The sequence below is a fragment of the Caulobacter segnis ATCC 21756 genome (genome assembly GCF_000092285.1).
In the GTDB taxonomy this organism is placed as follows: Bacteria; Pseudomonadota; Alphaproteobacteria; order Caulobacterales; family Caulobacteraceae; genus Caulobacter; species Caulobacter segnis.
The window spans coordinates 4,248,774-4,262,395 of sequence record NC_014100.1; the positions used below are offsets into that span (position 1 = coordinate 4,248,774).

The following is a 13,622-nucleotide window of genomic DNA, read 5'->3' on the forward strand; positions in this document are numbered from 1 at the left end:
TTTGCGGCCGCGCCTTTTGCGCGCCTGATAAACCGCCGCGCGAATGTCGCGCTCGCCGCCACCGCTCCGCGGCTCTCGGCGGTATTGATCCGTAAACGGATAATTAGTCGGTAAGCGTATGAATTCCCGTGAGGATTCACTGGATTCTCCGCATCGCTCAGCCGCGCCTTCAGAAAAACTCACGGCTGGCGGTCCCAAATCTCTATTTCAGAGCTAGGAATAATCGTTTTCCCTAGCTCGGCAGGCCGACCCGCTCAGCGGCGTCGAGAGGGGACTAAACATGATCAAGCCAACCAAGATCGTCTTCCGCGCCGCGCTGATCGCCGGCGTCTCCCTGCTGGCCACCGCCGGCGCGGCTTCCGCCCAGACGGCGGCGCCGACGCCCGAGGAGGCCGCCGCGCGCATCGCCGCGCTCGAGGCTCAACTGGCCGCGCTGCAGCAGCAGGTCGCCGACCTGAAGGCCTCGACCACCGCCAGCTTCAAGGATGTCCGCGCCACCCAGAGCGCCACGACCGTCAGCATCGCCGGCGGCAAGCCGACCATCGCCTCGGGCGACGGCGCCTACAGCGCCACCCTGCACGGCGTGATGCAGCTCGACACCGCCCACTACTTCCAGGACAAGGGCCTGCCGGCGGTGATCGGCAACGGCCGCGACCTGAACAACGGGACCAACTTCCGCCGCGCCCGCCTCGGCGTCGACGGCAAGTTCGCCAAGGTGTTCGACTATTCGATCCTGCTGGACTTCGGCGGCGCCGGCACCGACGGCTCGGGCGTGCTGCAGGAGCTGTACCTCCAGTACAATTACGCCCCGTTCAAGGTTCGCGTCGGCGCTTTCGCCCCGAACCTTGGCCTCGAGGACGCCGCCTCGACGAACGGCTCGCTATTCCCCGAGCGCCCCTCCCCCGCGGAAGCCGCCCGGGGCCTGGCCGGCGCCGATCGCCGGATCGCCCTGCAGGCCCAGACCGTGGGCGAGCGCTGGATCCTGTCCGGCGCCGTGACCGGGGCCAAGGCCGGCGACGGCCAGACCTTCGACGAGCAGCTCGGCTATCTTGCGCGCCTGGCGGGCACGCCGTTCAAAGGCCAGGACTGGCTGATCCATGTCGGCGCGAACGCAAGCGTCGTGGCCACGCCCGCCCAGACCGCGGCCCTCAGCGGCGCCTATCCGATCACCATCCAGGATCGCCCGGAGCTTCGCGTCGACGGCCAGCAGCTGATCGGCACGGGCGCGATCGACGCCAAGGGCGCGCGCCACTACGGCCTGGAACTGGCGGCCCAGAAGGCCAATTTCCTGATCCAGGGCGAGTACTTCGACTACAAGATCGATCGCCGCAATCCGGCCGCTGGGGTCAGCGATCCCAAGTTCACGGGCTGGTACGTGGAAGGAGGCTGGGTGCTGACCGGCGAGGCCCGCAAGTACAACGCCGCCAACTTCGCGTTCGACGCCCCGGCGATCACCAACCCCTTCGATCCGAAGAAGGGCAAGTGGGGCGCCTGGGAGCTGGCCGCGCGCTACTCGGTCCTCGACCTCAACCACCACGAAAACGCCACCCTGGCCGCCGATCGCGTGCGGGGCGGCGAGCAGACCATCTGGACAGCCGGCCTGAACTGGTTCCCCAATTCGGTGACCAAGTTCTCGCTCGACTATCTGGATGTCGACATCGACCGCAAGGATCCGGCCGGCGGCCTCCTGCCGCTCAGCCAAAGCTATCAGGCGATCAACTTCCGCAGCCAGTTCGCGTTCTAGTCCAAAGGACCGCCCGCGTCGCAAAGCGAAGATCGCGGGGCGGGCGGTCCCCTCAACCTCTTCTCCCTTAAATCCAGAAAGGATCGCGCCCATGAGCGACACCCTCAAAGCTCCCTCTCGACGCGGCTTGATGGCCGGCGCCGGCGCCGGGGCCGCGACCTTGATGGCGGGCGGCCTAGCCCACGCCCAGGCCAAGCCGGTCACCCTGCTGAACGTCAGCTACGACCCGACCCGCGAGCTCTACAAGGACGTCAACGCCGCCTACGCCAAGTACTGGAAGGAAAAGGTCGGCCAGACCCTGACGATCAACCAGAGCCACGGCGGCTCGGGCAAGCAGGCCCGCTCCGTGATCGATGGCCTGCAGGCCGACGTGGTCACGCTTGCGCTCGCGTATGACATCGACGAGATCGCCGCGAGGGCCAAGCTGCTGCCCGCCAACTGGCAGTCGCGCCTGCCGCAGAACTCGACGCCCTACACCTCGACGATCGTGTTCCTGGTCCGCAAGGGCAATCCCTGGAAGATCAAGGACTGGCCGGACCTGATCAAGCCGGGCGTCGACGTCATCACGCCGAACCCGAAGACCTCGGGCGGGGCCCGCTGGAACTATCTGGCGGCCTGGGCCTGGGCGCTGAAACAGCCGGGCGGCAACGCCGCCAAGGCCGAGACCTATCTGCGCAACCTGTTCGACCACGTGCCGGTGCTGGACACCGGCGCGCGGGGCGCGACGACCACCTTCACCCAACGCGGGATCGGCGACGTCCTGCTGGCCTGGGAGAACGAGGCGTTCCTGGCCCAGGAGGAGCTGCCGGGCAAGTTCGACATCGTCTATCCGTCGATCTCGATCCTGGCCGAGCCGCCGGTGGCCCTGGTCGACAAGAACGTCGACCGCCACAAGACCCGCACGGTGGCCGAGGGGTATCTCAACTTCCTCTACAGCCCGCTGGCCCAGGATCTGATCGGCAAGAACCACTATCGCCCGCGCAACGCGGCCGTAGCGGCCAAATACGCCAACAAGTTCAAGCAGATCCCGCTGGTCACGATCGACGACACCTTTGGCGGCTGGAAGAAGGCCCAGGCCACCCACTTCGCCGACGGCGGCGTCTTCGACAAGATCTACCAGCCCAAGTAGGGGCGGCTTCGAGGTCCGCCCGCACCGGGAAGCGCGGGCGGGCTTCCAGCGAGCGCGACGGAGGACAGCCTTCCTCCCCCTTCGCGCGCACGGCGGGAGTCATCGCGACTCCCGCCGTTTCTTTTTGGGATTGACCTATGTTTGGAACCCGACACGATCGAGTACGTTGAGCGTCCACGGGGCGGTGGAGCTAATTGCAGGCATGGACGACTACTCGGAATCGCGACGCGCCGGCGACCGCCTGGCCGCCGGGCATGGCATCGACGATCCTTTCGCGGCGGCGATCCGCGCGACACGGATGGCGATGATCGTCACCGACGCCGCCCAGGCCGACAATCCGATCATCTTCGCCAACGACGCTTTTCTGAAACTGACCGGCTACACGCGCGACGAGGTCATCGGCCGCAATTGCCGCATGCTGCAAGGCCCCGAGACCAGTCGCGAGGCCGTACAGAAGTTGAGCGCGGCGATCGCCGCCGGCGAAGACGTCAATGTCGAGCTCCTCAACTATCGCAAGGACGGCTCCACCTTCTGGAACGCCCTCTACGTCTCGCCGGTGCGCAATACGGTCGGCGAGATTGTCTATTTCTTCGGGTCGCAACTCGACGTCACCGACAAGAAGACCGCGGAGGCCCGCGTCCGCGAACGTCGTGACGACCTCGAGCAGGTCGTCGAGGCCCGGACGCGCGAGCTGACCGACGCCCTGGAGCAGAAGACCGCCCTGCTCCACGAGGTCGACCACCGGGTGAAGAACAACCTGCAGCTCATCTCCAGTCTGTTGCTGCTGCAGACACGTCGCGTGCCCGACCCGGACCTGAAGGCCTCTCTGAAAGGGATGCTGGGGCGCGTGAACGCCATCGCCACCGTGCATCGGCGGCTGTTCCAGAGCGAGGACGTCGAGCGTTTCGACGTGTCGGCCTTCATCCGCGACATGGTCGCCGACCTGATGGGCTCGGCCGCCCGGGACGACATCGAGATTCAGCTGGACCTCGAGCGGGTCGACATCCCCGCCGCCAAGGCCGCGCCTTTCGCGCTGGTGGTCAACGAGCTGCTGACCAACGCGCTGCGGCACGGCTTCCCCGAGGGTCGTGGCGGCCGGATCTTTGTCGGCGTCAGCCGCCTCAACGGCGACTTCCGGATCGAAATCGCCGACAACGGCGTTGGTAGCGACAAGCAGGCCACGGGATTTGGCCTGACGATTGTTCAGTTGCTGTGCCAGCAGTTGAAGGCGAAGTGCGAAACGACCGATGCTCAACCGGGAACCCAGGTGGTCATTCTGGTTCCGGTGAACGGTGCGCACTGATGGAAGACAGGACTTTGAAAATGAGCGGCCGTGCGCTCGAGGTGTTGATCGTCGAGGATGAAATGCTCTTGGCCATCGAGCTGGAGCACCTGATCGAAGAGGTCGGGTGTCATCCGCTGGGCTGCGCCATGAGCTCGGAAGAGGCCGTCACCCTGGCCCAACAGCTGCATCCTGATCTGGCGCTGGTGGACGTCCATCTCAGCGATGGTCCCACCGGCGTCGACGTCGCTCGGAAGATCTCCCAGGACTGCGGCGGCGTCGCCCTGTTCATGACCGCCAACGTCAAGCGGCTGCCCGAGGACTTCGCCGGGGCTTGCGGCGTGATCGGCAAACCCTATTCCGAACACGGCGTGAAGACGGCTCTGTCCTATCTGAACCATTGTCTGCGAGAAGGTCATGCCCCGGGCCCAGCTCCGGTGGGCCTGACCCTGGCGCCCGCCTACGTGACGCTCTGGGGTCTGGACCAGACTCTGGCCCAGTCGGCCTAGATGGCCGTCTCGCCGGTCGCCGCGACCGTCGGCACGATCGCGGCCCTGCTGTCGATCACCAGCTTCGCGCCGCAAATCCTGAAGATCTGGCGGGAAAAGGACGCTTCGGCCGTCTCGCTTCGGACCTATGTCGTCACGGTCGCCGGCTTCTCCTGCTGGATCGCCTACGGGATCATGATCAACGCCTGGCCGGTGATCGCGTCCAACATCGCCTGCCTGCTGATGTCCGGCGCGGTGCTGGCCATGAAGTGGCGCTTCGAGCGGCGCGGTTAAACTCAGCGTTTTTGGTGACAGGGGGGGCGGGGTCCGCTATCGAGGCGCGCCTAATTTCCCTTCGAGGATCGCCGCCTTGACCGACGTCGCCGAGGAAGCCGGCTGGGCCACCGCCAAGACCCTGGCCGAGGCCCTGCCCTACATCCAGATCTACGACCGCGAGACGGTCGTGATCAAATACGGCGGCCACGCCATGGGCCAGGAAGAGGTCGCCAAGGTCTTCGCCGCCGACGCCGTGCTGCTGAAGCTTCTGGGCGTGCATCCGGTGGTCGTCCACGGCGGCGGCCCGCAGATTAGCCGCATGCTCGACAAGGCCGGCGTGAAGTCGACCTTCGTCGACGGCCTGCGCGTGACCGACGCGGCGACGATGGAAGTGGCCGAAATGGTCCTGTCCGGCGCGATCAACAAGGAAATCGCCAACTGGATCACCCAGGCCGGCGCCGAGGCCGACGTGCGCGGCGTGGGCCTGTCGGGCAAGGATGCGCGCCTGATCACCGCCGAGAAGGTGACCCGGACCAAGAAGGACCCGGACAGCAATATCGAGCAGGTCGTGGACCTCGGCTTCGTGGGCGAGCCGACCAAGATCGACCCGCACATCATCCAGGCCCTGCTGACCTCCGAAACCGACTACATCCCGGTGATCGCGCCTATCGGCGTCTCCGAAGCCGGCGAGACCTTCAACATCAACGCCGACACCGTGGCCGGCGCGCTCGCGGGGGCTCTCAAGGCCAAGCGGATGCTGATGCTGACCGACATCAAGGGCGTGCTCGACGCCAATGGCGAGCTGATCCGCCAGATGACGCTGGACGAGGCGCGCGACCTGATCACGTCGGGCGTCGCCACCGGCGGCATGATCCCGAAACTGGAGAACGCCATCCACGCCGTGGAATCGGGCGTCGAGGCCGTGGTCATCCTCGATGGCCGCCGCCCCCACGCCATGCTGGTCGAGCTCTTCAGCGAACACGGCGCGGGCACGCTCATCTCGAAATGAGCGCCGACCTAACCCACGTCGACACCTGGCTCTTCGACCTCGACAACACCCTGTATCCGCTGGAAAGCGAATTCATGGGGCTGATCGAGGCCAAGATGACCGACTTCGTCCAGCGCGAGACCGGTCTGCCCCGCGACGAGGCGCGGGCGCTGCAGCACAGCTACTTCACCGAGCACGGCACCACCCTGGCCGGGCTGATGATCAACCATGGCCTCGAGCCCAAGCGCTTCCTGGACGAGGTGCACGACGTCGAGATGGATCGGCTGACGCCCGATCCGGCCCTACGCGCGGCGATCGCCCGCCTGCCGGGTCGCCGCCTGATCTTCACCAACGGCTCGCTGGGCCACGCCGAGCGGGTGCTGGCGCATCTTGAGCTGCGCGACCTCTTCTCGGAGGTCTTCGCGATCGAGACGGCGGACTATGTGCCCAAGCCGGCCCTGGCGACCTTCGACAAGATCACCAAGCTGCACGCCATCGATCCGCCGATGACCGCCTTTTTCGAGGACAGCGAGAAGAACCTCGTGCCGGCCGCGCGCCTGGGCATGACCACCGTGCTGGTCGGCCCGCACGCCGCGGCCTCGACCTCGGAACACGTCCATTTCCGCACTCCCGACCTCGCCGAGTTCCTGAGCTCGGCCCGCCTGCAAGGAAATCCCGCATGACCGCCGTCAGCCTGTCTGATCTGCAAACCGAGATCGAAGCCGCCTGGGAAGCCCGCGCCGACGTCTCGGCCGCCACCACCGGTCCGGTCCGCACAGCCGTCGAGGAAGCCCTGCTGCTGCTCGACAGCGGCAAGGCGCGCGTGTCGGAGAAGATCGACGGCGAATGGGTGACGCACCAGTGGCTGAAGAAGGCCGTGCTGCTGTCGTTCCGCCTGAACCCCAACACCGTCATGCGCGCCGGCACGCTGGGCGGCGCCGTGGGCCCCTGGTGGGACAAGGTGCCGAACAAGTTCGACGGCTGGGACGCCCCGCAGTTCGAGGCCGGCGGCTTCCGCGCCGTTCCGGGCGCCATCGTCCGTCGCGGCGCCCACATCGGCAAGAACGTAATCCTGATGCCCTCGTTCGTGAACATCGGCGGCTACGTCGATGAAGGCACGATGGTCGACACCTGGGTCACGGTCGGCTCGTGCGCCCAGATCGGCAAGAACGTCCACCTGTCGGGCGGCGTCGGCATCGGCGGCGTGCTGGAGCCGCTGCAGGCCAACCCGACCATCATCGAGGACAATTGCTTCATCGGCGCCCGCTCTGAAGTCGTCGAGGGCGTGGTCGTCGGCGAAGGCAGCGTACTGTCGATGGGCGTGTTCATCAGCGCCTCGACCAAGATCGTCGACCGCAAGACCGGCCAGGTCCACATCGGCAAGGTCCCGCCCTACAGCGTCGTGGTCCCCGGCAGCCTGCCAGACCCGAACGGCGGCCCCAGCCTCTACTGCGCGGTGATCGTGAAGACGGTCGACGCGCAGACGCGGTCGAAGACGTCGATCAACGACCTGCTGCGGGATTGATTACGGCGTGGTTCCTCCCCCGTGCAACGGGGGAGGTGGCCCAGAGGGCCGGAGGGGGCCAACTCGGCCGACCTCCAACTCGCCCCCTCCGTCGGCTTCGCCGACACCTCCCCCGCGTCGCGGGGGAGGAACTTGAGGCCCTACTTCGTCGCCTCGTTCAGCTGTTTCTTGCTCTCGGCCGCGCCTTCCTTGGCGTCCTGCTTCAGGTCCCTGCCGGCTTCCTTGAGCTCCTGGCCCGCCTCGCCGGCGGCTTCCTTCAGTTCCGCGCCGGTTTCCTTGGCGCTTTCCTTGATCGCCGTGCCGGCTTCCTTGACGTCCGGGTCGTTGGCGATGTTGTGAGCCGCGTCCTTGACGTCAGAGGCGGCGGCCTTGGCGCCCTCCTTCACCTCGGTGGCGTGCTCCTGCGAGCAGGCGGCGAGCGAGAGGGCGGCGGCCCCGGCGGCGATCAGCATCAGCTTGGAACGCATGGTCGTGCTCCTTCTTGGTCGGCTGGATAACGGAGCGCCAAGGTCCAGGTTCCGACTCCGGCTTTTCGCGACGGCCAGAGACGTCTAAACCCCCGCCATGCGCATCGCCTTTCTCGGCACACCCGATTTCGCCGTCACCTGCCTGGCCGAACTCGTCGCTTCCGGCCACGAGATCGTCGCCGTCTACTCCCAGCCCCCCGCGCCGCGCGGGCGCGGCCAGGAGCTGAAGCCATCGCCGGTCCACGCCTTCGCCGAAGGCCTGGGACTGCCGGTCCGCACGCCGGTCTCGATGAAGACCCCGGAAGAGATCGAGGCCTTCAAGGCCCTGGACCTCGACGCCGCCGTCGTCGTCGCCTTCGGCCAGATCCTGGTGAAGGACGTGCTGGAAGCCCCGCGCCACGGCTGCTTCAACCTGCACGCCAGCCTGCTGCCGCGCTGGCGGGGCGCCGCGCCGATCCAGCGGGCGATCATGGCCGGCGATCCGGTCACCGGCGTCCAGGTCATGCGGATGAGCGAGGGCCTCGATGAAGGCCCGATCCTGATGTCCGAGCAGGTCGCCATCGCCGCCGACGACACCGCCGCGACGCTGCACGACAAGCTGGCCACGGTCGGCGCGCGCCTGCTGCCCGTGGCCCTGGCCGCCATCGAGCGCGAGGTGGTCCGCGAGACGCCGCAGAGCGAAGACGGCGTCACCTACGCCAAGAAGATCAAGTCGGCCGAAGCCCGCATCGACTGGACCCGCCCGGCCGCCGAGGTCGACCGTCACATCCGCGGCCTCTCGCCCTTCCCCGGCGCCTGGTTCGAGGCGCCGTCGGAGAAAGGCCCTGTCCGCGTGAAGGCGCTACTGTCGCGCGTCGAGGCGGCTTCCGGCGTGGCGGGAACGGCCTTGGACGACGCCCTGCTGATCGCCTGCGGGGAAGCTTCGATCCGCCTGCTGAAGGCCCAGCGCGAGGGCAAGGGCGTCCAGGACGCCGAGACCTTCACGCGCGGCTTTCCGATCCCGGCGGGAACGGTCCTGGCCTGATGCCCCGCTACCGCCTCCTCGTCGAGTATGACGGCCGCCCCTATGCCGGGTTCCAGGCCCAGGCGACCCTGCCCAGCGTGCAGGGCGCGATCGAGGCGGCGGTGAAGGCCTTCTGCGGGCAGGACGTGCGCATCGCCGCCGCCGGCCGCACCGACACCGGCGTCCACGCGACCGGCCAAGTGGTCCATGTCGACCTCGAAAAGGACTGGCCCGCCCAGACCGTGTTCAACGCCCTCAACGCCCACCTGACCCACGAGGCGGTCTCGATCCTCTCGGCCGAGGTGGCGGAGGGAGACTGGCACGCAAGGTTCTCGGCCAACGAGCGGCGCTATCTCTACCGGATCCTCAACCGCCGCGCCCCACCGGCCCTCGACAAGGGGCGGGTCTGGCACATGAAGAAGGACCTCGACGCCGAGGCCATGCACGCGGCGGCCCAGCACCTGGTCGGCCTGCACGACTTCACGACGTTCCGCGACATGCACTGCCAGTCCAAGAGCCCGGTGAAGACCCTGGACGTCGCCCGCGTGCGCCGGGTCGGCGAGGAGATCCACCTCGATTTCGAGGCGCGCTCGTTCCTGCACCGCCAGGTCCGCTCGATGACCGGCACCCTCGTCGAAGTCGGCGCGGGCCGCTGGACGCCCGACGATGTGAAGGCCGCGCTGGAGGCCAAGGACCGGCGGGAATGCGGCCCGGTAGCGCCGGCGGATGGGCTTTATCTGGTGGGCGTGGGGTACGGCGACTAGAGGGCTTTAGCGCCCAGCGTCCGCATCCGGGCCAGCCAGTCCGCCCGCCCCTTGGGTCCGATCATCTCGACGCCGCCGACGATGCTGGTGCGGATCGGGCGATAGCCGCTGAGCCACAGGACGCCCTTGGCCAGCGCCTTGACGCCATGGCCGCCGAACACCACGCGGAAGAACGGTCCCGGCATGCCCATGGTCACGACCAGCCGGGCGCTGCGGCCCTTCAGCTTGCCGTTCCAACCCTTCGGACCAATCTCGAAGCCGAAGCCGCCGCGATAAACCTGCTCCAGCAGCGCCTTCAGCCGCGCGGGAACTCCGCCCAGCCACAGCGGGAAGACGATCACAAGGTGCTCGGCCCGGATCATCGCGGCCTGGACCTCCTGAATCGCGTCGGGCGGCGGCTCGGCGAAGGCGGCGGCGGAGGTCAGGACCGACGCCTCGACTGCACCCAGATCCAGACGCCGCACCTCGTGACCGACGGCTGTCGCGGCGGCGGCATAGGTCTCGCACAAGGCCGCGCAGAAACGGTCCGCGCCGGAATCGGGATGACCGTTCAGGATGAAGATGCGCTTGGCCATGGCGCTAGCTTGATCCGCCGCCGACGCGCCGCCTTGAGCCGCGTCAAAAGACCTACAGCACCGAGCAGTTCGTGATCTGACTGAAGGCCTCCAGCGCCGCCGTGCCGACCACGCTGGTGCCGAAGCGATCGAGCTCGGGCGACCAGACGGCCACCGTCGCCTTGCCGGGGACCACGGCGACGACGCCGCCGCCGACGCCGCTTTTCGCCGGCAGGCCGACGCGATAGGCGAAGTTGCCGACGCTGTCATAGATGCCGCAGGTCAGCAGCAGGGCGTTCAAGCGTCGGGTCAGGCGGTCGGGGAAGATCGTCTCCTCGGCCACCGGCGAGAAACCGCCCGCCGCCAGCGGCAGGAACGCCCGCGCCAGCTGGCGGCAGCTCATGGTGATGGCGCACTGGCGGCTGTAGGCGGCGACCACCGCCTCGGGCTCGTGCTCGATCGTGCCCTGGCCGCGCATCAGGCTGGCGATGGCGCGGTTCTGCCAGGCGTGGGCCAGCTCGGAGGCCGCCACGGCGGGATCGATCTCCAGCCGCTCGCCACAGAGAAAGCCGCCGAAGTCGCGCACCAGGGCGGCCGGGTCGCGGGTGACGTTCATCAGCACGTCCGTCACCGCCAGGGCGCCGGCGTTGATGAACGGGTTGCGCGGCACGCCCCGCTCGGCTTCCAGCAGCGACAGATGATTGAACGGCGTGCCCGAGGGCTCCTTGCCGACGCGGGTCCAGATCTCGTCGCCGATCCGGTTCAAGGCCAGGCCCAGGGCCAGGACCTTGGTGATGCTCTGCAGTGAAAAGGCCTCGTCGGCGTCGCCGATCACGTGCTCGCCGCCGTCGACCGTGCGCACGGCCATGCCGAACTTGGTCCCCGGCACGCTGGCCAGCTGCGGGATGTAGTCGGCGGGCTTGCCCTTGCCGAAGTGCGGCTTCACCAGCACGGCCACTTCGGCCAGCACATCGGGGATCGAGAGCGCCTTCATCCTCGTCCCCGTCCGGCTCAGGCGAAGGCCGCGAAATAGCGGTTGATCAGGGCCTCGTAGGCGCCGGCCAGCTGGCGGACCTCCTCGACCGGGACCCGCTCGTCGACCTGGTGCATGGTCGAGCCGACCAGACCGAACTCGACGACGGGGCAGAGCGCGCGGATGAAGCGGGCGTCGCTGGTGCCGCCGGTCGTCGACAGTTCGGGCACGCGGCCGGTCGCGTCGCCGACCGCGGCCACGATCACGTCGGTGAAGGCGCCCGGTTCGGTCAGGAAGGCCTCGCCGCTGATCTTGCACAGCGCCTCGACCCGGCCCGAGAAGCCCTCCGCGGCCTCGCGGCACTCCCGCTCGATCCAGGCGGCCAGGTCCTTGCCCTTGTGGGCCGGGTTGAAGCGGATGTTCACCCGCGCCTTGGCCGAAGCGGGGATGACGTTGGTGGCGGTGTTGCCGACGTCCACCGTGGTCACCTCCAGATTCGACGGCTGGAAGCCGGTATAGCCCTCGTCCAGCACCCGGCTCTGCAGGCGCGAGAGGATGTCGACCATCACCGGGATCGGGTTGGCGGCGCGATGCGGGTAGGCCACGTGCCCCTGCTTACCGTCCACGGCGATCCAGGCGTTGATGCTGCCGCGCCGGCCGATCTTGACCATGTCGCCCAGCACGTTGGCGCTGGTCGGCTCGCCGACGATGCAGTGGTCGATGATCTCGCCCTCGGCGGCCAGGGCCTCGACGACCTTGACGGTCCCGTCCTCGGCCACGCCCTCCTCGTCGCCGGTGATCAGGAAGCTGATCGAGCCGGCATGGTCGGGAACGTTCGCGACGGCGGCGACAAAGGCGGCGATGGCGGACTTCATGTCGACCGCGCCTCGGCCAAAGAGGATCCCGTCCTTGATCTCGGCCTCGAAGGGACCGGCGGTCCAGGCCGCGTCGTCGCCGACCGGCACCACGTCGGTATGGCCGGCGAAGCAGAGGTTCGGCCGCGCGGTCCCGCGCCGGGCGTAGAGGTTCTCGATCTCGCCGAACGTCATGCGGCGGCAGGCGAAGCCCAGGGCCTCCAGCTGGCGCTGCAGCGTGTCCATCGCGCCCGCGTCGGCCGGGGTCACCGACGGACGCCGGATCAGGGCCTGGGCGAGTTCGACAGGATCGATGCTGACGGAAACGGGCGCGGGGCTGTTCATGATCCTGCCTTTAGGCTTCCCTCCGTCACGACGCAAATCCAGCAAGGCGCTTTCAAGACACGACCATGCCCAAGATCGATCTCGCCTCGGCTCCCACCCGTATCGGCACGGCCTATCCGCCGCCGTTCAACGAACCTTGCCTAGGCCGCCATCGCACCAAGCTGGGCGACGCGGTCGGGCTCTCGCAGTTCGGCGTCAACCTGCTGCGCCTGCCGCCGGGACAATGGTCCAGCCAGCGCCATTGGCACACCGCCGAGGACGAGTTCACCTGGGTCGTCGAGGGCGAGGTGGTGCTGGTCGAGAACGAGGGCGAGACCGTGCTGACGGCGGGCGACTGCGCGGGCTTCAGGGCCGGCGTCGCCAACGGCCACCACTTCCAGAACCGCTCGGACAAGGACGTCCTGCTGCTGGAAATCGGCTCGCGCAAGCCGGGCGAGGATGGCTGTGACTATCCCGATATCGACCTGGTCCTGCGTGAGGGCGAGGAGATCTACCGGCATCGCGACGGAACGCCCTACGACACCGAAAGCGGCCGCAAGCGCTAGCCGGCCGACGCGGCTTCGAACACCGCCAATTGATCGGCGTAGGCGCGCTGGAAGGCCGGGCGCGCCTCGGCCCGGGCGACATAGGCGGCGAGGTTGGGGTAGTCGGCCAGAAGGTTCGCGCCCGCGGGGCGGCGCAGCACCGTGACCGTCATCAGGTCGCCGACGCTGAACGGGCCGTCCAGCCACTCGGCATCGCCAAGCCGGTCGGAAAGATCCTCCAGGCGCCGGCGCACCTCCTGCTCCAGGGCGGGTTGGCGGGCGTCGAACCAGGGCTTGTCGCGCTCCAACAGGAAGGCGCGCTCGCGTTCAACGATCGGCGGCTGGACCGTGCTGACGGCGGCGAACATCCAGGCGATGGCGCGGGCCCGGGCGTCGGCGTCCGTGGGGAGCAAGCCCGGGTGACGCTCAGCGATGTGCAGGACGATCGCCCCGGACTCGAACAGCACCAGGCCGTCCGCTTCGTAGGTGGGGATCTGGCCGAAGGGCTGGAGCGCCTTGTGCGCCGGCTCCTTCATCTCGGCGAAGGTCACCAGCCGGACGTCGTAGGGCTGGCCGACCTCCTCCAGCGCCCAGCGCGCCGGCATGTCGCGCGCCAGTCCGCGCCCGCGATCGGGCGAGGTCTTGAAGGCGGTGAGGATCGGGTTCATCGGCGCGTCTCCCAGGCCCTTGTAAGCCAAGGACGGAC

16 protein-coding genes are annotated in these 13,622 nt (G+C 68.1%); 11 read left to right on the top strand and 5 right to left on the bottom strand.

Annotation, left to right across the window (positions count from 1 at the left end; genetic code table 11):
- Positions 1-280: 280 nt before the first annotated feature.
- The 8 genes from CSEG_RS19390 (at position 281) to dapD (ending at position 7,432) form a co-directional block, all read left to right on the top strand.
- The gene (locus tag CSEG_RS19390; RefSeq protein WP_013080931.1) at positions 281-1,744 is read left to right on the top strand and encodes an OprO/OprP family phosphate-selective porin; all 1,464 of its coding nucleotides are present in this window, start codon (positions 281-283) and stop codon (positions 1,742-1,744) included.
- Between the two features lie 91 nt (positions 1,745-1,835).
- On the top strand, positions 1,836-2,873 hold the full coding sequence (locus CSEG_RS19395) for a sulfate ABC transporter substrate-binding protein (RefSeq protein ID WP_013080932.1): 1,038 nt from the start codon (positions 1,836-1,838) through the stop codon (positions 2,871-2,873).
- 202 nt (positions 2,874-3,075) lie between these two features.
- Positions 3,076-4,176: a photosensory histidine protein kinase LovK gene (gene lovK / locus CSEG_RS19400; RefSeq protein WP_013080933.1), complete on the top strand. Its 1,101-nt coding sequence runs from the start codon at positions 3,076-3,078 to the stop codon at positions 4,174-4,176.
- A 20-nt stretch (positions 4,177-4,196) separates the two neighbouring features.
- Positions 4,197-4,664, top strand: coding sequence for a response regulator (locus tag CSEG_RS19405; RefSeq protein WP_013080934.1), 468 nt, complete (start codon positions 4,197-4,199; stop codon positions 4,662-4,664).
- Positions 4,665-4,937, top strand: a complete 273-nt coding sequence (locus CSEG_RS19410; protein ID WP_013080935.1) for a SemiSWEET family sugar transporter — start codon at positions 4,665-4,667, stop codon at positions 4,935-4,937.
- 76 nt (positions 4,938-5,013) lie between these two features.
- Complete coding sequence (gene argB / locus CSEG_RS19415) at positions 5,014-5,928, top strand: acetylglutamate kinase (RefSeq protein WP_013080936.1); 915 nt, start codon at positions 5,014-5,016, stop codon at positions 5,926-5,928.
- Positions 5,925-6,590 carry a pyrimidine 5'-nucleotidase gene (locus tag CSEG_RS19420; protein WP_013080937.1) on the top strand — a complete coding sequence of 222 codons (666 nt, stop codon included), beginning with the start codon at positions 5,925-5,927 and terminating at the stop codon, positions 6,588-6,590. Before argB ends, CSEG_RS19420 begins: the two co-directional genes overlap by 4 nt.
- Complete coding sequence (gene dapD / locus CSEG_RS19425) at positions 6,587-7,432, top strand: 2,3,4,5-tetrahydropyridine-2,6-dicarboxylate N-succinyltransferase (RefSeq protein ID WP_013080938.1); 846 nt, start codon at positions 6,587-6,589, stop codon at positions 7,430-7,432. The genes CSEG_RS19420 and dapD overlap by 4 nt, the downstream gene beginning before the upstream one ends.
- Positions 7,433-7,572: 140 nt before the next feature.
- Here the strand turns inward: dapD and CSEG_RS19430 are convergent, their stop codons facing one another.
- On the bottom strand, positions 7,573-7,899 hold the full coding sequence (locus CSEG_RS19430) for a hypothetical protein (RefSeq protein ID WP_013080939.1): 327 nt from the start codon (positions 7,897-7,899) through the stop codon (positions 7,573-7,575).
- Between the two features lie 97 nt (positions 7,900-7,996).
- Between CSEG_RS19430 and fmt the strand changes: the two genes are divergently transcribed.
- Together fmt and truA are read left to right on the top strand one after the other, a co-directional pair.
- The gene (gene fmt / locus CSEG_RS19435) at positions 7,997-8,923 is read left to right on the top strand and encodes a methionyl-tRNA formyltransferase (protein WP_013080940.1); all 927 of its coding nucleotides are present in this window, start codon (positions 7,997-7,999) and stop codon (positions 8,921-8,923) included.
- Positions 8,923-9,666, top strand: coding sequence for a tRNA pseudouridine(38-40) synthase TruA (truA, locus tag CSEG_RS19440; protein ID WP_013080941.1), 744 nt, complete (start codon positions 8,923-8,925; stop codon positions 9,664-9,666). The genes fmt and truA overlap by 1 nt, the downstream gene beginning before the upstream one ends.
- Here truA and CSEG_RS19445 read toward each other — a convergent pair.
- Genes CSEG_RS19445 through dapE form a run of 3 tightly spaced genes read right to left on the bottom strand, consistent with a single transcriptional unit; the run spans position 9,663 to position 12,392 of the window.
- Positions 9,663-10,241: an NAD(P)H-dependent oxidoreductase gene (locus tag CSEG_RS19445; protein WP_013080942.1), complete on the bottom strand. Its 579-nt coding sequence runs from the start codon at positions 10,239-10,241 to the stop codon at positions 9,663-9,665. The genes truA and CSEG_RS19445 overlap by 4 nt on opposite strands.
- 52 nt (positions 10,242-10,293) lie before the next feature.
- Positions 10,294-11,214 (bottom strand): glutaminase, encoded by a 921-nt coding sequence (locus CSEG_RS19450; RefSeq protein ID WP_013080943.1) that lies wholly within the window; start codon positions 11,212-11,214, stop codon positions 10,294-10,296.
- Between the two features lie 17 nt (positions 11,215-11,231).
- Positions 11,232-12,392: a succinyl-diaminopimelate desuccinylase gene (dapE, locus tag CSEG_RS19455; RefSeq protein ID WP_013080944.1), complete on the bottom strand. Its 1,161-nt coding sequence runs from the start codon at positions 12,390-12,392 to the stop codon at positions 11,232-11,234.
- Positions 12,393-12,457: 65 nt separating this feature from the next.
- Here dapE and CSEG_RS19460 point away from each other — a divergent pair, with 65 nt between their 5' ends.
- Positions 12,458-12,937: a cupin domain-containing protein gene (locus CSEG_RS19460; RefSeq protein ID WP_013080945.1), complete on the top strand. Its 480-nt coding sequence runs from the start codon at positions 12,458-12,460 to the stop codon at positions 12,935-12,937.
- Here CSEG_RS19460 and CSEG_RS19465 read toward each other — a convergent pair.
- Positions 12,934-13,584 (bottom strand): glutathione S-transferase family protein, encoded by a 651-nt coding sequence (locus tag CSEG_RS19465; RefSeq protein WP_013080946.1) that lies wholly within the window; start codon positions 13,582-13,584, stop codon positions 12,934-12,936. The genes CSEG_RS19460 and CSEG_RS19465 overlap by 4 nt on opposite strands.
- Positions 13,585-13,622 lie beyond the last annotated feature (38 nt).